Below are 18,817 nucleotides of genomic sequence, written 5' to 3' on the forward strand. Positions count from 1 at the left end.
TCCCCCGCATGTGGGATGCGGCATATGTCCCTTACGGTGGCTTCGGGATGAACGGCCTTCCTGAGTCGGACCCGGGGTCCGAGCGCCGCTCCTGGGCACCGCTGCTGGCGGTGTGCGCCGGGTACTTCATGGTGATCCTGGATGTGACGGTCATCAATGTCGCCGTGCCGGTGATCGGCCGCGAACTGTCGGCGTCGCTGACCGGGATCCAGTGGATCACCGACGGCTACACCCTGGTCTTCGCCGGGTTCCTGCTGACCGGTGGCGCGCTCGGCGACCGGCTGGGCAACCGTAGGGTCTTCTGCTCGGGCGTGGCCGTCTTCACCGTGGCCTCGGCCGCGTGCGCGCTCGCGCCGAACGCGCCCTTCCTGGTGGCGGCCCGGCTCGTGGAGGGGCTCGGTGCGGCGCTGATCGTGCCCGGCTCCCTGGCCCTGCTCCAACAGGCGTACCCGGGGGCGGCCGCACGGTCGCGGGCCTTCGGGCTGTGGGGGTCGATGGCGGGCATCGCGGCCTCCGCCGGGCCGCTGCTGGGCGGGCTCCTCGTCTCCACGGTGGGCTGGCGCTGGGTGTTCCTCGTCAACCTGCCCGTCGGCGCGGTCTGCCTGGCGCTGACGCTGCGGCACGTGGCCCGCTCGCCCCGGCGCGCCGACCGGGCCCTGGACTGGCCGGCGCAGTGCGCGGTGGTGGCGGCGGTGGCGCTGCTGACCGGGGCGCTCAACGAGGCCGGACGGCGCGGCTGGTCCGATCCGGTGGTGCTCGCCGGGGCGGGCCTGGCGGTGCTGGCCGCCGTGGCGTTCGCGGTGCGCGAGCGGCTGGCCCGCTCCCCGGTGCTTCCGCTGGGCCTGCTGCGCTCACGTGCGATGAGCGGCGGGGCCGTCATCGGCCTGCTGTTCAACTTCGGTTTCTACGGCATGGTGTTCACCGCGAGTCTGACCTTCCAGCACCACCGCGGGTTCAGCGCCCTCGGTACCGGGCTCGCGCTGTTCCCGGCGGTGGCGATGACCATGTTCGCCTCCGTGCTGTCCGGGCGGCTGAGCGGCCGCACCGGCGACCGTCCGCTGGTGGTCTGCGGCATGCTCCTGGCCGCCCTGGGACTGGCCGGCTGGGCCGCCGCGGGGGCCGACTCCGGCTACGCGCTGCTGGTGGCCCCGATGATGGCCGCGGGGTTCGGAACCTCCTTCGCCCTCACCGGCTCGACCGCCACCGTGATGGGTGCCGCGCCCCCGGCGTACTCGGGGGCCGCCTCGGCCCTGTTCAACACCACCCGCCAGCTCGGCAGCGCCACCGGCGTGGCACTCGGCGGCAGCCTGCTCGCCTCGGCCACCGACTTCGACACCGGGCTGCGCACCGCCATGGCCATCGGCGCGCTCGCCTACCTGAGCGCCGCGGTCCTCGCGTGGCGGTGCGTGCCGGGCAGGTCCGAAAGGGCGTAGGGCCGCGACGCGAGGCGTTCCGGCCGCTTCGGCCTGCTGCGGGTTCCGGCCCGGCCGTCAGTCCTCGGCGACGACCCGGATGGTGCTCAGGTACTTGTCCGCCGCGTCGGGCAGGTTCATCCCGGCCCGAACGCCGGTCGCCAGGTAGCGCAGGACGGGCTCGGTGAGGAGCTCGCCGGGGAGGATGGCGGGGATGCCGGGCGGATACGGCGTGATCATCTCGCCCGCGACCCGGCCCTCGGCCTTGTCCAGAGGTACGTCCGTGTGGTTGCCGAAGTAGGCGTCGCGGGGCAGCCGGACCTGTTCCATGCGCAGGTCGGCCGGGGCGGGCACGTCGACCCGGGGTGCGTCACGCAGTTCGTCGGCGTGGTCGGCCAGGTCCCGCAGGGCGGTGAGCAGACGGTCGGTGGTCCGGTCGTCGTCGGCGTGGGTGTGCTGGGCGCTGACGCGCCGGTGGTCGAAGAGGTGCATGTCGATGTGGTGGTGCTCGCGCAGCCAGTCGGCGGCCCGGTAGCCGGTGGTGCCCAGGGCGGCGATGTCCATCACGACCGGAAGCGGGTCGAACTCGGCGGCCCGTCCGGGACCGCAGAAGTCCGCCGCGTCGTTGACGTGGAACCCGTCGATCTCCTCGATCGCGGCGCGGGTGCGCGTGGCCAGGGAGAGGGCCCGGTCCATGAGTTCGGAGCCGTGCTGGACCATCTGCCGGCGCCACGCGTCGATGCCGGCGTACAGCAGGACGTTGGGGCTGGTGGTGCCGAGCAGGTCGGCGCGCGCGGCGAGTTCGGCGGGGTCCAGGAGGTCGCCCTGGAGGTGGAAGACGGAACCCTGTTCCAGTCCGCTGCCCATCTTGTGGACGCTGGTGACACAGACATCGGCGCCCGCGTCCATGGCCCACGACGGCAGCGCGTCGTGGAAGGGCAGGTGTGCTCCCCAGGCCTCGTCGACGATCAGGGGCTTGCCGCGGCGGTGGCAGACCTCGGCGATCGCGCTCAGGTCGGCCGCCGAGCCGTACGGGGTGGGGCTGGTGACGAGGGCGCCGTCGGCATCGGGATGCTCGGTGAACGCCTTGTCGTAGGCGGCGGCCGACGGAGGATGGGCGAGGTTGCGCTCCGCGTCCCACTCCGGTTCGACCCACGCCGGCCGTACGCCGGACAGGATGAGTCCGGCGACCACGGACTTGTGGGCGTCCCGCCCGACGAGCAGGCTGTGGCCCGGGCAGGTGACCGTGAGCATGGCCGCCTTCACGGACAGGGAGCTGCCACAGGTGGAGAAGAACGTGTGTTCGGCGTGCACGGCGTCCGCCATCAGTTCTTCGGCCCGCTCCAGCACCCGGCCCCGCAACAGGCGGTCGTCCAGACCTCCGTCGGCCAGCACGTCACCGAAATAGACGGCGTCGCCGAGGACGGCCCGAGCCCTGGGGTCCGCGCCGCGCGCCTGCTTGTGACCGGGCGGGCTGAAGCCCAGCTCGTCGGCGTCGTGGTAGCGGGCGAGGGCGTCCAGTACGGGCGCTTCATCATGGTTGGGACGCATGCTTGCGGAGTTCCCAGGGTCACCGCGCGCATGCCTCGCTCCGTCGGGACGCCGGATGGGCGACGTACCCCCCGATGCAGGCCAGAACCCCCGCCGCGGCGACCGACAGCGCCACGGCCAGGCCCGCCCGCAGCAACAGGGTGCCGACGGCCGCGCCGGCGAAGACCGCGACCAGGGCGGCGACGCGGTAGGGCTGGGAGGTGTCCGGGGTGCCGCCGCCCAGCGTCGACCTCCTGATCCAGGTGACGAGTGTGCCGGTCACCAGGGTGGTGTTCAGACCCGCCCCGAGCCGCCACATCGTCGCGCTGCGCACCCCCATGGCAAGCGCCGTCAGCGCGATCACGGCATAGTGCCGCGGCGCCAGGCCGCCCCGTACCGTCTCGAGGCCGATCGCCGTCAGCGCGGCGGCCGCGAGCAGGGTGGACGCGAGGGTGGCGGAGGCCAGCAGCCACCGGCGCGGGCGGTCGGCCGTGGCGACGCCGAGCCGGCTGCCGGCCACCGCTCCGACCGCGAACCCGGCCAGTGCCGTGAGCGAACCCAGCGGCGTCAGCCCCTCACCGCCGGCGACCGCGAAACCGAGGAAGAGGATGTTGCCCGTCATGAAGGCGGTGAAGACCTGCCCGAGGCCCAGGAAGGCCACCGCGTCCACGATCCCGGTGACCGCGGTCAGGACGATCAGCGCCTTCGGCAGCGGATCGGACCGAGCCGGCACAGGCACCGGTACGGACATACGCCCTCCCTTCCTCCGGCGGTCGACGCCGCGTCCACGGTCGCGCAGGACCCGGCCGACGGCCGTCACCCGGCGCCGGAGTCCCCGACATTCGCTCAGTCGGCCCGCCCGCCGTACCGCGGCGTCGAGGAGTAAGTCGAGTTCGCGGGCCACGGCCGTCAGGGCTCGGACGTCGTTCGGCGCGGGCGATGAGGATCGCCCTTCCAAGGTGCCGATCATGAACGTGCCCAAGGCTCCGGCCCGATCCTCGGACACGCGCCTGTCCACCGGCGCCCCGGCCACCGGCCCGGTCCGGTCCGGGCGGCGAACGCGTCGGCCGCGGAGCCGGCCGTGTCGTAGCCGTCGGTCCACTGGCGCACGAACAACCGGCTCATCGCCGAGGGCGCCTCGCCCCTGGCTCGACGTCCGCCACGCCCGGGACGGCGAGACGTTCGCCCGCGGCCATGGCGGCGAGGACATGGTGGCCGTACTGCACGCACTCGAAACCCGAACCGGCACGGCTGCCTCACCGCCGTACCGCCCCGCCCCGGACGGCCCGGCCCGGCAGGTGTAATGGGTCAGGCCGGGCCGACCGGGCCGTTGCCCTGGACCGCCTTCGTGGCCTCCTCCTGGGCGGGCGCCTCCGCCTGGCGCGGTACCGACAGGGTGCGGCGCCGGGTGATCCACGCGGCGGCCGGCTCGGTGAAGCGGGCGGTGAGGGGGCCGAGGACGACGAGGATCAGGACGTAGGCGGTGGCCAGCGGGCCGAGGGACGGCTCGATGCCGGCGGTGACGGCGAGGCCGGCGATGACGATGGAGAACTCGCCGCGGGCCACCAGTGTGCCGCCGGCGCGCCAGCGGCCCTTGACGCCCACTCCGGCGCGCTTGGCGGCCCAGTAGCCGGTGGCGATCTTCGTGGCGGCCGTGACGACGGCCAGCGCGAGGGCGGGCAGGAGCACGGGCGGGATGCTCGCGGGGTCGGTGTGCAGGCCGAAGAAGACGAAGAACACCGCGGCGAACAGGTCCCGAAGCGGGGCGAGAAGGTTGTGGGCTCCCTCGGCGACCTCGCCGGACAGGGCGATACCGACCAGGAACGCGCCCACCGCGGCCGACACCTGGAGCTGCTGGGCGATCCCGGCGACCAGCAGGGTCAGGCCGAGGACCACGAGCAGCAGCTTCTCGGGGTCGTCGCTGGAGACGAAGCGGGAGATGTGGCGTCCGTAGCGCACGGCCAGCAGCAGGACGAGGCCCGCCACGCCCAGGGCGATGGCCAGGGTGAGGCTGCCCGCCGCGAGCCCGGCGCCGGCGAGCAGGGCGGTGAGGATCGGCAGGTAGACGGCCATGGAGAGGTCTTCGAGGACCAGGATGCTGAGGATGACCGGGGTTTCGCGGTTGCCGAGCCGGCCGAGATCGCCGAGGACCTTGGCGATGACGCCGGAGGAGGAGATCCAGGTGACGCCGGCCAGGACGACGGCGGCGACCGGGCCCCAGCCCAGCAGCAGGGCCATCGCGGCGCCGGGCAGGGCGTTGAGCGCGGCGTCGACGAGACCGGCCGGGTACTGCGTCTTGAGGTTGGAGACGAGGTCGCTGGCCGTGTACTCCAGGCCGAGCATGAGGAGCAGCAGGATGACGCCGATCTCGGCGCCGATCGCGACGAACTCCTCGCTGGTGCCGAGCGGGAGCAGGCCGCCCTCGCCGAAGGCGAGCCCGGCCAGCAGGTAGAGGGGTATGGGGGAGAACTTCAGTCGGCCGGCCAGTCGGCCGAGGAGGCCCAGACCGAGGATGATCGCGCCGAACTCGATCAGGAAGATCGCGGAGGAGTGCATCGCTCAGTCCCGCCCGAGTATCTCGGCGGCCGCCTCCACACCCTCGCGGGTGCCGATCACGATCAGGATGTCACCGCCGGCCAGCCGGAAGTCCGGCGTCGGCGAGGGGATCGCCTGGGCCCGCCGGAGCACCGCGACGAGCGAGGCGCCGGTCTCGGTGCGCATCCGGGTGTCGCCCAGGACCCGTCCGTTCCAGTAGGAGGCCGCGGCCAGCTCTATGCGCTCCGCCACCAGTCCCAGGTCGGTCGTGGACAGCAGGTTCGGGCTGTGGTGGGAGGGGGTCAGCGCGTCGATCAGGGAGGCGGCCTCCGGCTCCGTGAGCCGCAGCGACTGGGCGCACGCGTCCGGGTCGTCGGGCCGGTACACGTTCACCGTCCGGGTTCCGTCCCGGTGCGCGATCACCGACAGATGGCGGTGTTCCCGCGTGGTGAGGTCGTACTGGACACCGATACCCGGCAAGGGTGTGGCGCTCATCCGCGGAGCAGGCACAACCCCTCCCTCCTTGTTCATCTCGTTGCGACGGTCGTGCGGTCGCACACGGCGGAACGGACCTGTCGGACCACCGCGGCGAAGGTCATCGTGCCAGGTGCGAACGGGCCCGGAACATGGGTGTCAGCACGGATGGACGGGCCGCGCCCCGAGCGGTCAGAGTGGTGCGGGGCAGTGGGCCCCGTCCCAGGTCGGGACCCGGTGCGGGCCGGTCGGCGACGGCAGGAGACAGTGGAGGTGAGGGTCACCGGGAAGGGAACGCGATCATGACGTTGTACTGGCGGATCTTCCTTCTCAACGCGGCGGTGTTCGTCGCCGCGGTCCTGCTGCTCCTCGGTCCCGTCACCGTCTCCACCCCGGTTCTCCTCGGCGAGGCGCTGGTCCTGCTCGCCGGGCTGGTGGTGATGCTGATCGCGAACGCCCTGCTGCTGAGGATCGGCCTCGCGCCGCTGGCCCGGCTGACCCGGGCCATGGCGACCGCCGATCTGCTCAGACCTGGCAGTCGTACGACCGTCACCGGCCCCGGCGAGATCGCCGGGCTCACCACGGCCTTCAACGCCATGCTGGTGGCCCGTTCCGCCTCCAGCCGGGCGAGTTCCGGCAGGGCCCTGTCCGCGCAGGAGGCCGAGCGTCAACGTCTCGCCCAGGAACTCCACGACGAGGTGGGTCAGACCCTCACCGCCGTACTGCTCCAGCTGAAGCACACGGCCGACCACGCCCCGGACGCGGTGCGCGCCGACCTCCGTCAGGCGCAGGAGACGACCCGGGCCGGCTTGGAGGAGATCCGGCGTATCGGCCGCCGTCTGCGCCCGGGTGTCCTGGAGGAGCTCGGTCTGCACAGCGCCCTGCGCGCGCTGACGACCGAGTTCACGAACTCCCGGCTCAGTGCGACGGCCCATATCGCGCCCGGCCTGCCACCGCTCGACCCGGCCACCGAACTCGTCCTCTACCGCATCGCCCAGGAAGGGCTCACCAACACCGCGCGCCACGCCGGCGCCACACGCGTAGAGGTCCGTCTGCGCCCGCTGCCGGACTCCCGGGTGGTCCTGCTGGTCCGCGACGACGGCCAGGGCATCGGTGGCGCACCCGAGGGGGCCGGCATCAGCGGTATGCGGGAGCGGGCTCTCCTCGTCGGAGCCGACCTCACCATCGGTCAGCTCCCGCGGGGCGGCACCGAGATACGGCTGGACGTGACCGGCGGTACGGCCGGCCACCGACCCCTGGAGATCGTGCGATGACCGCACCGGCCCGCATCCTGCTCGCCGACGATCACGCGCTCGTCCGCCGCGGCGTCCGCCTCATCCTCGACGCCGAACCGGACCTGACCGTGGTGGCCGAGGCGGCCGACGGCGCGGAGGCGCTTGCCAAGGTCCGGGACAGCGACGTCGACCTGGCCATCCTCGACATCGCCATGCCCCGCCTGACCGGTTTGCAGGCCGCCCGTGAGCTCGCCCGGGTCCGTCCCGGGCTGCGCACGCTGATGCTGACGATGTACGACAACGAGCAGTTCTTCTTCGAGGCGCTCAAGTCCGGCGCCTCCGGCTACGTCCCGAAGTCCGTCGCCGACCGTGACCTGGTCGAGGCCTGCCGGGCCGCCCTGCGGGACGAGCCGTTCATCTACCCCGGCGCCGAGTCCGCCCTGATCCGTACCTACCTCGACCGCGCCCGCACCGGCGCCCGGCTGCCCGCGCGCCCCATCACCGAACGTGAGGAGGAGATCCTCAAACTCGTCGCCGAGGGCCACTCCTCCAAGGAGATCGCCCGTCTCCTGGTGATCAGCGTCAAGACGGTCGAACGGCACCGCGCCAACCTGCTCCAGAAACTGGGCCTGCGCGACCGTCTGGAACTCACCCGGTACGCCATCCGCGTCGGTCTCATCGAGCCCTAGGGCATGGCCCCAGGCGGGACACTCCGGGCGGACCTGCCCGGCGCGTGCGACCGTGGCAGTACCGCCACTGCCGTCCAGGAGGCCGCGACATGGGCGAGACGATCAACGCTGACGGTGTCGAAGTCTGGGTCGAGCGCCGGGGCAAGGGGCCCGACGTCCTGCTCATCGCGGGGCTCGGCGACCCGGCCGAGGCCTGGCAGGCGCAACTCGACGGTCTGTCGGACCGCTACCGGCTGACCGCCTTCGACAACCGCGGCGCCGGGCGTACGCGTTCACCCAAGGAGTCCGTCACCGTGGCGCGGATGGCCGACGACGCCGCCGCGCTGCTGCGTGCGCTCGACGTCCCGGCCGCCCACGTCGCCGGATTCTCGGGCGGCAGCTTCATCGCCCAGGAACTGGCGCTCCGTCACCCCGACCTCGTCCGCAGCCTCGTATTGATGAGCACGGTGGCCCGCTCGGACGCCTACTTCCGTTCCATGACGGGCTTCTGGCGCTGGATGGTCGAGAGCGCGCCGAGCGAACGCGCCCTGCTCGAGGCGTTCCTTCCTCTGCGCCCTTCGCCACCCGGGCGGCCGTGCGGTGACACCCGAGGAACCGGAAGAGACACCGACACCGGCGAGCCGCCCCGACCAGCGGGCAGGTACGTGACGCCGGATCGTCGGCCGCCAGCAACGCCGTCGGTCAGGTGTCGTACGGCGCGTCGCCGGGCGCCGGTGCGGCGGAGCCCGTGGCGGCGGTGAGGCGGCGGTAGGCCGCGCGGGCGTGGAGCAGGCGGGCCAGGGCGGTGCCCACGAGGGCGGCGACGAGCAGGCAGGTCAGCCAGAAGGTGTCGCGGTGCGCCACCCAGGTGAGGATGCCGGCGGGCGGGATGGCGAAGCCGTTGAGGAAGAGCCAGCACAGCAGGGCGGTGCCGGGGGCCGCGGTGAAGCGGGCGCACAGGCCCAGCAGGGCGGCGAGCAGGGACAGCACGGCCAGGGCGAGGCCGGGACGGTCGGTGCCGACGACGGAGTTGAGCAGCGCGACCAGCACCAGCGCCCCGCCGCATGCCGCGGCCCACACCAGCGGGGTGGCCACGGGCCGTGGGACAGGTCTGGCACCGCTGCTGACGGACACCCACTCGATCATGCTGACGTTCCCTCCCCATCTCCCCGATGCGGACGGAGACGGGACTCCGGTCCCCCGGCATCGGTGCCGTGGATCCTGGCCCGCCCATTGTCCCAGGCTTCCCGCGACCGTCTTCCCCGCGGTCAACTCCGGGCGCTCGTTAGGGTGTCACCGAACGTCGACCGAGGAAACACCCGAACCAGTCAGGGGGACAGCCGTGGGGGTCACGCGTCTGAGCCGTACGCCGTTGCCGGGCATCGGGGTCCGTTACGACCTCACGACCCGCGAGCAGCGCCGCCTGTCGGTGGTCGCCCACCGGGACGGGGCGCGGACGCTGAACGCCTACCGGCAGGACGATCCGGACGCGTGCGCGCTGTCGGTGCGGATGACCGCGGGCGAGGCCGAGGCCCTCATCGACGCCCTGATGCCGGCGCACCACAGTCCGAACCTGCTGTCCACCACCGAACTGGGCCTGGTGGCCGAGCGGATCGAGCTGTCGTCGCTGTCGCACTGGAACGGGCGGGTCCTGGGCGACACCCGGATGCGGACCGAGACCGGCGTGTCCGTGGTGGCCGCACTACGGCGCGCCGAGGCGATCCCCTCCCCCGGGCCGGACTTCCGGCTGGCCGGCGGCGACATCCTGATCGTGATCGGCACCCGCGAGGGCGTGGACGCGGCCGCCGGCATCCTCGGCCGGGAGTGACGGGCCGCCGCGGAGCGCCGGTTGCCGTCGGCGCGTGGAACGGGTGAGGCGGCGGGCCAGGGGCTCGGTCCAGCGGGCGGCGAGCGGGCCGAGGACGACCAGGATCAGGACGTAGGCCGTGGCCAGCGGACCGATGCGGGGTTCGACGCCGACGGCGAGTCCGGCGATGACGATGGAGAACTCGCCCCGCGCCACCAGGGTGCCACCGGCCCGCCAGCGTCCCTTCGCGGAGATCCCGGCGCGGCGGGCGGCCCAGTAGCCGGTGGCGATCTTCGTGAGGGTGGTGACGGTCGCCAGGGCGAGGGCGGGCAGTAGCACGGGCGGGATGGCCGCGGGGTCGGTGTGCAGGCCGAAGAAGACGAAGAACACCGCGGCGAACAGGTCCCGCAGTGGCGTGAGGAGGTTGCCGGCCCCTTCGGCGACCTCGCCGGACAGGGCGATGCCAACCAGGAACGCCCCCACCGCCGCCGACACTTGGAGCTGCTGGGCGATGCCGGCGACGAGCAGAGTGAGGCCGAAGACGACCAGCAGCAGCATCTCGGCGCTGTCCGAGGAGACGGCACGGCTGATCAGGCGCCCGTGCCGCAGCGCCACGTACAGCACGGCGCCGACCGTGCCGAGGGCGATCAGCAGGGTCACCGCGCCGCCCGCGAGGCTCACCCCGGCCAGCAGGGCGGTGAGGATCGGCAGGTAGACGGCCATGGAGAGGTCCTCCAGGACCAGCACGCCGAGCACGACAGGCGTCTCCCGGTTGCCGAGCCGGCGCAGATCGCCGAGCACCTTGGCGATGACGCCGGACGACGAGATCCAGGTGACACCGGCGAGAGCCACGGCGGCGACCGGCCCCCAGCCCAGCAACAGGGCCATGGCGGCGCCGGGGGCGGCGTTGAGGACGAAGTCGACCGCGCCGGAGGGGTATTGGGTCTTGAGGGTGTCGACCAGTTCGGAGGCGCTGTACTCCAGGCCGAGCAGGAGCAGCAGCAGGATGACGCCGATCTCGGCTCCGGTGGCGACGAACTCCTCGCTGGCCTGGAGAGGGAGGATGCCGCCGTGGCCGAAGGCGAGTCCGGCGAGCAGGTACAGGGGTATGGGCGAGAAGCCCACCCGGCCGGCGAGGCGGCCCAGCAGCCCCAGGACGAGGATGATCGCCCCGAGTTCGATGAGCATGGCAGCGGTGTTGTGCACGGGCGTCGGACCTCCGTGATCGGGTTCGGCGGCGTCTGTGCCTGGTGCGGGTGCAGGCGGCCGGGCTGGAGCTCCGGACGGGCCGTTGGGTGCTGGTGCCGGTACGCGCGCCGTCCCCGGAACCGGTCGGATTCGTGGCGCCGCCCGGCGGGACGGGTGTCGAGGTTCGTGGCCCGGAACCGAGCGCGAGGACTCGGCGGCGGCGCGATGAGGTGGCGCCCCGGCGGCAGGGCGGGGCGGGGCGCTCGTCAGCGCGCGGAGCGCCTGGCCGGGTCGGTGGCGCTGTCGGTATCAGGGACGCCGTCGCGGGCGGCGTTCTCGACGCGGACCGGGACGTCGACGTGCACAGAGACGACTCTGCTCATCCCACGCCCCCCATCACGTCGGCCGGAATTCGGCGACGGCCACCCCAACGACTGGGCGAGCCCTCGCTCAACGGAGCGTAAGGGCTTGGTAAAAGATTCTAGCGCACCCCAACAGCCGATAATCGTACGGACGTTGATTCACCGGCCGGTCGAGGGCGTCAGAGGTACGGCGGAAGACGCCGCTCCGGCCGCGCGCGATGCGGGTCGAGCAACTGCACGGCGATACCGGCGAGGACCAGGCCGGTGGCGATGAGCAGGCCGTCGGGCAGCACGACTCCGGTGATCAGTACGGCCATGGCGGTCAGGAGCATCCACCACGCCCCGGTACGGCGGTACTCACGGGGCTGCGCCGGGCGCCCGGCGCGCAGGGCCTCGGCGAACCGGGGGTCGTCACGTGCGAGCCGTGCTTCGAGAGCGACCAGACGCTCGTCGTCGGGGTGGGACATGGCTCCTCCTTCCCGGAGACCGTCACCGTCCAGGGGCGGTTGAGAGACGGTGGGCTGCTGGGGCCATGGGTGGCTTCTCCGACGCCGGGCGTCGTGCACAAGGTCGGGCAGGCTGTCGGCTTACCACGCGTCTGCCGGTCGGGGGCGCCTCGCCGCTCCCGCCCACTCCCGCCACTGCGCCCACAAGTCATCCTTCCTGGCGGCGCACCCGCACAAACGCTCGACGAAGGACCTGCACGAACCCTGCCGACGGCACCCGTGGCTCCGTCACCCAGCCGAAGACGCGCTGAACGGCGGGCGCGCACAGTACGGTCATGACGGCCACGGCGAGCAGCGTGACGGTGATCTCGCCGACGGGCTGCCGGATCCAGGCGGGCTCGTACCAGTCCCCGTACTTGGCGGCCTGGGCGACGAAACCGTGCAGCAGGAAGCCGGACAGCGTGCCGGCGCCCAGCACGGTGAACCATGTCCGGCGCCCGGGCACCCAGGCGAGGAAGCAGGCGACCAGGGTGACGGAGCAGCCGAAGGCGGCCAGGGTCATCACGGGGCCGTACCAGGCCGGCGCGGCCAGTTCCTCGGCGCTCTCGCTGTGGAAGAACCAGGCGTAGTTCATCCACGAGACCGCCCAGTACGCGACGGCGAGGGCGCAGACGACGACCGGTACGGCCAGGACGCGCGCCGCGCGGCGGCGGACCAGCCGGAAGTGCTCCGGCCGCAGCAGCAGCCCCAGCACGAAGTACGGCAGGAACTGCAGGACCCGTTGCAGACCGAGGTCGTCGCCGATGGAGGGCGAGAGCGTGGCGAGCATGGCGACGGCGAGCGCGAGCGGCAGCGGCCACCTCACGAGCCGCCAGACCGGCGACGTCAGCCGCCAGATGAACAGGGCCGCCAGGAACCAGGTCAGGTACAGCGGGTCCAGCAGGCTGATCGGCCGGTCGGGGTCCTCGCTGGTCCACCGCGTGAAGAGGGTGTACGCCACCTCGAAGACCACATAGGGAACCGCCACCCGCTTCAGCAGGCGTCCGAGCCCCCGGCGGTGCGCCTCGAAGCCGCGCGAGAAGTAGCCCGAGATCACCGCGAACAACGGCATGTGGAAGGCGTACACGAGCATGTACAGCGCGGTGACGGTCCGGCTGCCGTCCCGCAGCGGCTCCCAGGCGTGGCCCGCCGCCACCAGCAGGATCGCCAGGTACTTGGCGTTGTCGAGAAACGGGTCCCGCTGCTCGGCCCGTCTCTCACCCGCCCCCGCGGACGACAGCGGCTGCTGCTGTCGTTCCGGTGCGCGTGTGACAGTGGTTACGGGTGTGGCGTCAGCGGACATCGCCAGCACCCTAAGCACATGTCCCGGTGCCGGTTCAACCGTGCCGATGACCAACGCACACGTATGAGCCACTCCGTGCGGGGCGCGCACGGAGTGGCTCGCCGGTCACGCGGTGGCCGGAGCGGGGCCGCCGACCAGTTCCGAGAGCACGTCCTCCATCGTCACGAACCCGATCACCTTGCCGCCCTCGCCCAGCACGCCCGCGAGATGGCTGCCCTCGGCGCGCAGGGCGGTGAGGGTGTCGTCGAGCGGGGTGTCGATACGGACCCGGGTCACCGGTCGCAGGGCGCCCGCCGGGAACGGCCGATCGCGGTCGGCGACGCCGAGGGTGTCCTTGATGTGCAGATAGCCGAGCAGGGCGCCCTCCTCACCGGTGACCGGGAAACGGGAGTAGCCCGCTTCGGCGGCCACGCGCTCCAGACCGGCCGGGGTGACGGTGTGGTCGACGGTGCGCATGCGCCGCGCCGGGACGAGGATCTCGCCCACCGGCCGGGTGCCGAGCTCCAGGGCGTCCCGCAGGCGCTCGCCGTCGGCCGGGGTCAGCAGCCCGGCCTCGCCGGACTCGACGACCATGCGCGCCAGCTGGTCGTCGGTGAAGACGGCCTCCACCTCGTCCTTCGGCTCGACGCGCAACAGCTTCAGCAGGGCGTTGGCGAAGGCGTTGATGCCGAACACGAAGGGCCGCAGGGCCCGGGTGAGCGCCACCAGGGGCGGGCCGAGCAGCAGGGCGCTGGTGACCGGGGCGGCGAGGGCGATGTTCTTCGGCACCATCTCGCCGATCAGCATGTGCAGATACGTCGCGACGGCCAGCGCGATCACGAACGCGACCGGGTGCACCAGGGCGTGCGGCAGGTTGACGGCCTCGAAGCCGGGCTCCAGCAGACGCGCGATGGCCGGTTCGGCGACCGCGCCGAGGACCAGCGAGGAGACGGTGATACCGAGTTGGGCGGTGGCCATCATCGCGGACAGGTGCTCCAGGGCCCACAGGGTCATCCTCGCCCGCTTGTCGCCCTCGCGGGCGCGGGGTTCGATCTGGCTGCGGCGCACGGAGACCAGGGCGAACTCGGCGCCGACGAAGAAGGCGTTGGTCAGCAGGGTCAGGGCGCCGATGGCGAGTTGCAGGGCGGTCATCGGGCGTCCTCCGCGGGTTCGGCGGACCGTGCGGGGGCCGGTTCGGTGATGCGGACGCGGTCGGCGCGGTGGTGGTCGACGTCGAGGACGTCGAGCTGCCAGCCGTCCAGGTCGAGCAGGTCGCCCTTGGCGGGGATGCGGGCCAGGCGGGTGGCGATCAGTCCGGCGACCGTCTCGTACGGGCCGTCCGGCGCGGCCAGTCCTATCGCGGCGAGTTCGTCGAGGCGTACGCCGCCGTCCGCCTCCCACACCGCGCGTCCGTCGTGGGTCGCCGGCGCGGGTTGCAGGTCGGGGGCCTCGACGGGGTCGTGCTCGTCGCGGACCTCGCCGACCACCTCCTCCACGATGTCCTCCATCGTGGCCACGCCCGCCGTGCCGCCGTACTCGTCGATGACGACGGCCATGGTGCGGGTGGCCCGCAGGCGCTCCAGCAGCCGGTCGGCGGTGAGGCTGTCCGGGACGAGGAGGGGTTCGGTGGCCAGGTCGGTGACCGGTGTGAGGAGCCGCCGCTCGGGGTCCAGGGCGAGGACGTCGCGGATGTGGACGGTGCCGATGACCTCGTCGAGGCTGTCGCGGTAGACGGGGAAGCGGGACAGGCCGGTGGCGTGGGTGAGGTTGGCCGCGTCGGCGGCCGTCGCGTGCGCTTCGAGCGCCTTGACGTCGACCCGGGGGGTCATCACGTTCTGTGCGGTCAGCTCGCTCAGGTGCAGGGCGCGGACGAACAGCTCGGCGGAGTCGGGCTCCAGGGCGCCTTGGGCCGCCGAGTGACGGGCGAGCGCGACGAGTTCCTCGGGGCTGCGGGCGGAGTCCAGTTCCTCGGCGGGCTCCAGGCCGAAGCGGCGTACGACACGGTTCGCGGTGTTGTTCAGATGGTGGATGAACGGGCCGAAGGCGGCCGTGAAGCCGCGCTGCGGGCCCGCCACGACCTTCGCGACCGCGAGCGGCCGGGAGATCGCCCAGTTCTTCGGCACCAGCTCTCCGATCACCATCAGCACGACGGTGGAGACGACCACGCCCAGCACGGTCGCCACGGACGAGGCGGCCCCGCCCAGGCCGAGCGCCCGGAGCGGGCCGCCGAGCAGGGCCGCGAGCGACGGTTCGGCGAGCATGCCGATCACCAGGGAGGTGACGGTGATGCCGAGCTGGGCTCCGGAGAGCTGGAAGGTCAGCCGGCGCACGGCCTTCAGCGCGCCCTCGGCGCCGCGCTCGCCGGCCTCTGCGGCACGCTCCAGCTCACCACGTTCGACGGTGGTCAGCGAGAACTCGGCCGCGACGAACACGGCGCAGGCCACAGTGAGCAGGAGGGCCAGCAGGAGCAGCAGGACCTCGGTCACCGTGCCACCCCCGTTCCCTCGTGCGCGTACGGCGGGCGGGGTGTGGCACGGCTGGTACTGGGAGGCTCACCCATCGCGGGCTCGTGTCTCCTTCTCGGTCGGACGGACATCTCGGTTCGGCAGGGCCTCTCGGTTCTGGACCGCGCAGGGCGCCGGCCCTCCGGCAGGCCCGACCACCCTATGCTTCTACTCGCTTGTAGAGAACGATCCGGCGCTCCCGGTTGTTCCCACGAATACACACGTACGCACGTGAAGGAGTGAACGCCACGATGGTGTTCAAACGACTGCTCGGCTCGCTCGGTGTGGGCGGCCCCACGGTGGACACGGTCCTCGACCCGGGCCCCGTCCGCCCCGGCGGTTCGCTCACCGGTCAGGTCCGACTCAGGGGCGGCGACGCCGACTTCGACATCGAGCAGATCACCCTGGAACTGGTGGCGCGGGTCGAGGCCGAGCACGAGGAGGGCGAGAGCGAGGGCGCCGTCACCTTCGAACGGTTCACGGTCGGCGGCGCTTTACGGCTCGCCGAGGGCGAGGAGCGCTCCGTCGCGTTCAGCGTGCCGCTGCCCTGGGAGACCCCGATCACTGAGCTGTACGGCCAGCCCTTGGGAGTCGTCCTCGGTGTGCGCACCGAGCTGTCCGTGGCCGGCGCGAAGGACAAGGGTGACCTCGACCCGCTGACCGTCGGTCCCCTGCCCGTCCAGGAGGCGGTCCTGGAGGCGCTCGGGCAGCTGGACTTCGGGTTCAGGTCCGCCGACCTGGAGTACGGCCGCATCGCGGGCACCGGGCAGCAGCTGCCCTTCTACCAGGAGATCGAGATCACCCCGTCACCCCGGTACGCGCACCAGGTGAACGAGATCGAGGTGACCTTCCTCGCGAACCCGGCCGGCGTGGAGGTGGTTCTGGAGGCCGACAAGCGCGGCGGCCTCCTCTCCCCCGGCCACGACACCCTCACCCGCTTCACCGTCGGCCACCACGACTCCCGCGACTGGAACGCGGAAGTCGACGGCTGGATCAGGCAGTTGACGGAGCAGCGGGCGGCCTACGGCTCTCAGGACGCGTACGGACACGCCCATGACGACCACCACCACGAGGGGCACGGCTCCGGCCCCGGCATGGGCGGCGCCGTCGCCGCGGGCGCGGCCGGGCTCGCGGTCGGTGTCGTCGGCGGCATGGTGGCGGCCGAGGTCGTGGACGAGGTCGGGGACTTCTTCGAGGGCGAGGAGGAGGACGAGGAGGGCTGAGCCGACACCTGGTAACTTCTACAGTGCTGTAGAAGTCAACGACGTATGGAGCCCTCATGGCCCTGTGGGACCGCATCAAGGAGTCCGCATCGACGATGCAGACCCAGCTGGTGGCGAAGAAGAACGACCTCAAGAGCGGCGCCTTCCGCGACGCGAGCATGGCGATGTGCGCGCTGGTCGCCGCGGCCGACGGCACCGTCGACCCCTCCGAGCGGCAGCGCGTGGCCCAACTGATCGCCACCAACGAGGTGTTGCAGAACTTCTCCGCCGACGATCTGCGCCGCCGGTTCGAGGAGAACCTGAACCGGCTCACCACCGACTTCGACTTCGGCAAGGTGAGCGTGCTGCAGGAGATCGCCAAGGCGAAGAAGAAGCCCGCCGAGGCGCGTGCCGTGATCCAGATCGGCATCGTCATCGGCGGCGCGGACGGCGACTTCGACAAGGACGAGCAGGCGGTGGTCCGCGAGGCGTGCTACGCGCTGGACCTGCCGCCGCACGAGTTCGACCTCTGATCGGCCGCCCTCCATACTCGGCCGAGCCTGTGCCGGGCGGACGCGACTCGCGTCCGCCCTGCGCGGTGGGTCAGCGGACGTCGTCGGGGTCGAGGTCTTTGCCGAGGACCAGGGTGACCACGCCCGCCGCGGCGTCCGACGCCGGCGTGGCCCGCACGCCGGGCAACCGGGCGGCCAGCGCCTCGGCCTGCTTCTCCAGGCCTGCCGGGTACGTCACCGTCGTCCTGTCGGTGTCCTGCGGGGCGTTGCCCGTGCCGGCGACGGTGACGCCTGCCCTGCCCAGCTTCTCGGCGACCGTGGCGGCCCGGCCCGAGACCCCTGTGCCGTTGAGGACCCGGACGCGCACGGAGGAGGCGTACACAGGGCTCTCCGCGTCGGCCTCCAGCCGCTTCTTGTCGATCTCCTTGTCCTTGGCCAGGGCGGTGAACAGGTCGGTGGCCTGCGGGTACTGCCAGACGACGTTGGCCCTGTCGGTGGGCACGTCGGCCTCGCGCGGGTAGTTGGGCACGGTGAGGAAGCTCAGCCGGTCGCTCGGAATGCCCTTGAGCTCGGAGGCGAGTGCGTACAGCGGTTTGATGCCGGCCAGGTCCGGGTCCGTGGTCAGGGACTTGGTGGCGGACCCCAGGAAGCCGTACAGCGCCTTGGGGTTGGTCAGTTTGTCCTGCGCCTTCTCGGCCAGGGCGTTCATGAACTCCTGCTGGCGTCCGATGCGTCCGATGTCGGAGTTGTCGCCGACGCCGTAGCGGACCCGTACGTAGCCGAGGGCCTTCTCGCCCTCGACGGTCTGGCAGCCGGCCTCCATGTCGAGGCGGGCCTTCTTGGAGCGGATGGCCTGCTCGGGGCAGACCTCGATGCCGTCCAGGGCGTCGACCATGCCCTTGAAGCCCTGGAAGTCGACGGACATGAAGTGGTCTATGCGCAGGCCCGTGTTGGCCTCGACCGTCTTGATGGAGCAGGCGGCGGCCCCGGCGACCTCACCGCTGCTGCCGCCGAGCGCGAACGCCTCGTTGATCTTGGCGTGGTGCAGTGTGGAGTCGCTCCCGTCGCCCTTGTCGCAGGCCGGTATCTCCACCCACGAGTCACGCGGGAACGACACGACCGCGGCCCACTTCCGGTTCGCGGGGACGTGCAGCACCATCAGCGTGTCCGACTGCATGGTGTCCAGGTCCTTGCCGTACTCGGCGTTGGCGCCGTCGCGGCTGTCCGAGCCGACGACCAGGATGTTCTTCGAGCCCGGACTGAGGTTCTCGGGGCGGTCGCCGCCGATCTTGTCGTCGACGTCGGCGGACCTGATGTTGTTGTCGAGGTCGTTGTAGACCCAGGCGCCCACCCCGGCGACACCGAGGACGACCACCGAGGTCACGCCTCCACCCCAGGCCAGGATCCGCCCCCGCCGCGTCAGCCTGGTCCGCCCCGCGCCACCACTCGACGTACGTCGCCGCCGCCCTGTTCCACTCATCCGCGCCCCCTCTGTAGATGTACGTCGTAGACATGCGTCCGTCGTTGTACGGCCGAAAGGCCCCGGCCCCCTCACCATCAACAGACGACGATCTTCGCAACATCCGTTGCCCGAACCGCAGGAATTTCTCGCGCCCGCGGT

At 72.1% G+C, this 18,817-nt stretch carries 17 protein-coding genes and 2 pseudogenes; 8 read left to right on the forward strand and 11 right to left on the reverse strand.

Annotated elements, in window-relative coordinates; all coding sequences use genetic code 11:
* Positions 1-47 precede the first annotated feature (47 nt).
* Positions 48-1,433 (forward strand): MFS transporter, encoded by a 1,386-nt coding sequence (locus AQJ67_RS19895; protein WP_062720330.1) that lies wholly within the window; start codon positions 48-50, stop codon positions 1,431-1,433.
* A gap of 57 nt (positions 1,434-1,490) precedes the next feature.
* Here the strand turns inward: AQJ67_RS19895 and AQJ67_RS19900 are convergent, their stop codons facing one another.
* Together AQJ67_RS19900 and AQJ67_RS19905 are read right to left on the reverse strand one after the other, a co-directional pair.
* Positions 1,491-2,963 (reverse strand): aminotransferase class I/II-fold pyridoxal phosphate-dependent enzyme, encoded by a 1,473-nt coding sequence (locus tag AQJ67_RS19900; RefSeq protein WP_062720331.1) that lies wholly within the window; start codon positions 2,961-2,963, stop codon positions 1,491-1,493.
* Positions 2,964-2,982: 19 nt separating this feature from the next.
* Positions 2,983-3,693 carry a YoaK family protein gene (locus AQJ67_RS19905; RefSeq protein ID WP_063807346.1) on the reverse strand — a complete coding sequence of 237 codons (711 nt, stop codon included), beginning with the start codon at positions 3,691-3,693 and terminating at the stop codon, positions 2,983-2,985.
* Positions 3,694-4,053: 360 nt separating this feature from the next.
* Here AQJ67_RS19905 and AQJ67_RS49435 point away from each other — a divergent pair.
* Positions 4,054-4,246: pseudogene (locus AQJ67_RS49435) on the forward strand (NAD(P)-dependent oxidoreductase); the annotation flags it as partial.
* 4 nt (positions 4,247-4,250) lie between these two features.
* Here AQJ67_RS49435 and AQJ67_RS19910 read toward each other — a convergent pair.
* Both AQJ67_RS19910 and AQJ67_RS19915 read right to left on the reverse strand, forming a co-directional pair.
* Positions 4,251-5,498 carry a cation:proton antiporter gene (locus AQJ67_RS19910; RefSeq protein WP_062720333.1) on the reverse strand — a complete coding sequence of 416 codons (1,248 nt, stop codon included), beginning with the start codon at positions 5,496-5,498 and terminating at the stop codon, positions 4,251-4,253.
* Between the two features lie 3 nt (positions 5,499-5,501).
* Complete coding sequence (locus AQJ67_RS19915) at positions 5,502-5,987, reverse strand: cation:proton antiporter regulatory subunit (RefSeq protein WP_107122933.1); 486 nt, start codon at positions 5,985-5,987, stop codon at positions 5,502-5,504.
* A gap of 266 nt (positions 5,988-6,253) precedes the next feature.
* Here AQJ67_RS19915 and AQJ67_RS19920 point away from each other — a divergent pair, with 266 nt between their 5' ends.
* The 3 genes from AQJ67_RS19920 to AQJ67_RS19930 all read left to right on the forward strand — a co-directional run bounded on the left by AQJ67_RS19920 (position 6,254) and on the right by AQJ67_RS19930 (position 8,615).
* Entirely contained in the window at positions 6,254-7,225 is a 972-nt protein-coding gene (locus tag AQJ67_RS19920) for a HAMP domain-containing sensor histidine kinase (RefSeq protein ID WP_062720335.1), read from the forward strand.
* Complete coding sequence (locus AQJ67_RS19925; protein WP_062720336.1) at positions 7,222-7,875, forward strand: response regulator; 654 nt, start codon at positions 7,222-7,224, stop codon at positions 7,873-7,875. Before AQJ67_RS19920 ends, AQJ67_RS19925 begins: the two co-directional genes overlap by 4 nt.
* A gap of 89 nt (positions 7,876-7,964) precedes the next feature.
* Positions 7,965-8,615, forward strand: a complete 651-nt coding sequence (locus tag AQJ67_RS19930) for an alpha/beta fold hydrolase (RefSeq protein WP_244190527.1) — start codon at positions 7,965-7,967, stop codon at positions 8,613-8,615.
* On the opposite strand, the gene AQJ67_RS19935 is transcribed toward AQJ67_RS19930, so the two are convergent.
* Positions 8,557-9,000 (reverse strand): hypothetical protein, encoded by a 444-nt coding sequence (locus AQJ67_RS19935; RefSeq protein WP_062720337.1) that lies wholly within the window; start codon positions 8,998-9,000, stop codon positions 8,557-8,559. The two genes, AQJ67_RS19930 and AQJ67_RS19935, sit on opposite strands and share 59 nt — an antisense overlap.
* Here AQJ67_RS19935 and AQJ67_RS50965 point away from each other — a divergent pair.
* Positions 8,999-9,610, forward strand: a pseudogene (locus AQJ67_RS50965) (cation:proton antiporter regulatory subunit); the annotation flags it as partial. The gene AQJ67_RS19935 and the pseudogene AQJ67_RS50965 sit on opposite strands and share 2 nt — an antisense overlap.
* Here the strand turns inward: AQJ67_RS50965 and AQJ67_RS19945 are convergent.
* From AQJ67_RS19945 to AQJ67_RS19965, 5 genes are all read right to left on the reverse strand, one after another.
* Complete coding sequence (locus AQJ67_RS19945) at positions 9,557-10,867, reverse strand: cation:proton antiporter (RefSeq protein ID WP_341846161.1); 1,311 nt, start codon at positions 10,865-10,867, stop codon at positions 9,557-9,559. The pseudogene AQJ67_RS50965 and the gene AQJ67_RS19945 sit on opposite strands and share 54 nt — an antisense overlap.
* Positions 10,868-11,390: 523 nt before the next feature.
* Positions 11,391-11,678: a DUF3040 domain-containing protein gene (locus AQJ67_RS19950; RefSeq protein ID WP_062720339.1), complete on the reverse strand. Its 288-nt coding sequence runs from the start codon at positions 11,676-11,678 to the stop codon at positions 11,391-11,393.
* A 187-nt stretch (positions 11,679-11,865) separates the two neighbouring features.
* On the reverse strand, positions 11,866-12,999 hold the full coding sequence (locus AQJ67_RS19955) for an acyltransferase family protein (RefSeq protein WP_079056076.1): 1,134 nt from the start codon (positions 12,997-12,999) through the stop codon (positions 11,866-11,868).
* A gap of 105 nt (positions 13,000-13,104) precedes the next feature.
* Positions 13,105-14,130 (reverse strand): hemolysin family protein, encoded by a 1,026-nt coding sequence (locus tag AQJ67_RS19960; RefSeq protein WP_062720340.1) that lies wholly within the window; start codon positions 14,128-14,130, stop codon positions 13,105-13,107.
* The gene (locus tag AQJ67_RS19965) at positions 14,127-15,464 is read right to left on the reverse strand and encodes a hemolysin family protein (protein ID WP_062720341.1); all 1,338 of its coding nucleotides are present in this window, start codon (positions 15,462-15,464) and stop codon (positions 14,127-14,129) included. Before AQJ67_RS19965 ends, AQJ67_RS19960 begins: the two co-directional genes overlap by 4 nt.
* Positions 15,465-15,733: 269 nt before the next feature.
* Between AQJ67_RS19965 and AQJ67_RS19970 the strand changes: the two genes are divergently transcribed.
* Together AQJ67_RS19970 and AQJ67_RS19975 are read left to right on the forward strand one after the other, a co-directional pair.
* Positions 15,734-16,705: a sporulation protein gene (locus AQJ67_RS19970; protein ID WP_062720567.1), complete on the forward strand. Its 972-nt coding sequence runs from the start codon at positions 15,734-15,736 to the stop codon at positions 16,703-16,705.
* Positions 16,706-16,761: 56 nt separating this feature from the next.
* Complete coding sequence (locus AQJ67_RS19975; RefSeq protein ID WP_062720342.1) at positions 16,762-17,217, forward strand: tellurite resistance TerB family protein; 456 nt, start codon at positions 16,762-16,764, stop codon at positions 17,215-17,217.
* A gap of 70 nt (positions 17,218-17,287) precedes the next feature.
* On the opposite strand, the gene AQJ67_RS19980 is transcribed toward AQJ67_RS19975, so the two are convergent.
* On the reverse strand, positions 17,288-18,676 hold the full coding sequence (locus AQJ67_RS19980) for an LCP family protein (protein ID WP_208615007.1): 1,389 nt from the start codon (positions 18,674-18,676) through the stop codon (positions 17,288-17,290).
* Positions 18,677-18,817: the final 141 nt, after the last annotated feature.

It is taken from the genome of Streptomyces caeruleatus (assembly GCF_001514235.1).
Classification (GTDB): Bacteria; Actinomycetota; Actinomycetes; order Streptomycetales; family Streptomycetaceae; genus Streptomyces; species Streptomyces caeruleatus.

Bases quoted from the DNA above. Each gene is read 5' to 3' on its own strand.
- AQJ67_RS19970 (WP_062720567.1), top strand. From the start codon at position 15,734: ATGGTGTTCAAACGACTGCTCGGCTCGCTCGGTGTGGGCGGCCCCACG.
- AQJ67_RS19955 (WP_079056076.1), bottom strand. From the start codon at position 12,999: ATGTCCGCTGACGCCACACCCGTAACCACTGTCACACGCGCACCGGAA.
- AQJ67_RS19900 (WP_062720331.1), bottom strand. From the start codon at position 2,963: ATGCGTCCCAACCATGATGAAGCGCCCGTACTGGACGCCCTCGCCCGC.
- AQJ67_RS19935 (WP_062720337.1), bottom strand. From the start codon at position 9,000: ATGATCGAGTGGGTGTCCGTCAGCAGCGGTGCCAGACCTGTCCCACGG.
- AQJ67_RS19980 (WP_208615007.1), bottom strand. From the start codon at position 18,676: ATGAGTGGAACAGGGCGGCGGCGACGTACGTCGAGTGGTGGCGCGGGG.
- AQJ67_RS19975 (WP_062720342.1), top strand. From the start codon at position 16,762: ATGGCCCTGTGGGACCGCATCAAGGAGTCCGCATCGACGATGCAGACC.
- AQJ67_RS19920 (WP_062720335.1), top strand. From the start codon at position 6,254: ATGACGTTGTACTGGCGGATCTTCCTTCTCAACGCGGCGGTGTTCGTC.
- AQJ67_RS19925 (WP_062720336.1), top strand. From the start codon at position 7,222: ATGACCGCACCGGCCCGCATCCTGCTCGCCGACGATCACGCGCTCGTC.
- AQJ67_RS19960 (WP_062720340.1), bottom strand. From the start codon at position 14,130: ATGACCGCCCTGCAACTCGCCATCGGCGCCCTGACCCTGCTGACCAAC.
- AQJ67_RS19910 (WP_062720333.1), bottom strand. From the start codon at position 5,498: ATGCACTCCTCCGCGATCTTCCTGATCGAGTTCGGCGCGATCATCCTC.
- AQJ67_RS19895 (WP_062720330.1), top strand. From the start codon at position 48: ATGAACGGCCTTCCTGAGTCGGACCCGGGGTCCGAGCGCCGCTCCTGG.
- AQJ67_RS19930 (WP_244190527.1), top strand. From the start codon at position 7,965: ATGGGCGAGACGATCAACGCTGACGGTGTCGAAGTCTGGGTCGAGCGC.
- AQJ67_RS19905 (WP_063807346.1), bottom strand. From the start codon at position 3,693: ATGTCCGTACCGGTGCCTGTGCCGGCTCGGTCCGATCCGCTGCCGAAG.
- AQJ67_RS19950 (WP_062720339.1), bottom strand. From the start codon at position 11,678: ATGTCCCACCCCGACGACGAGCGTCTGGTCGCTCTCGAAGCACGGCTC.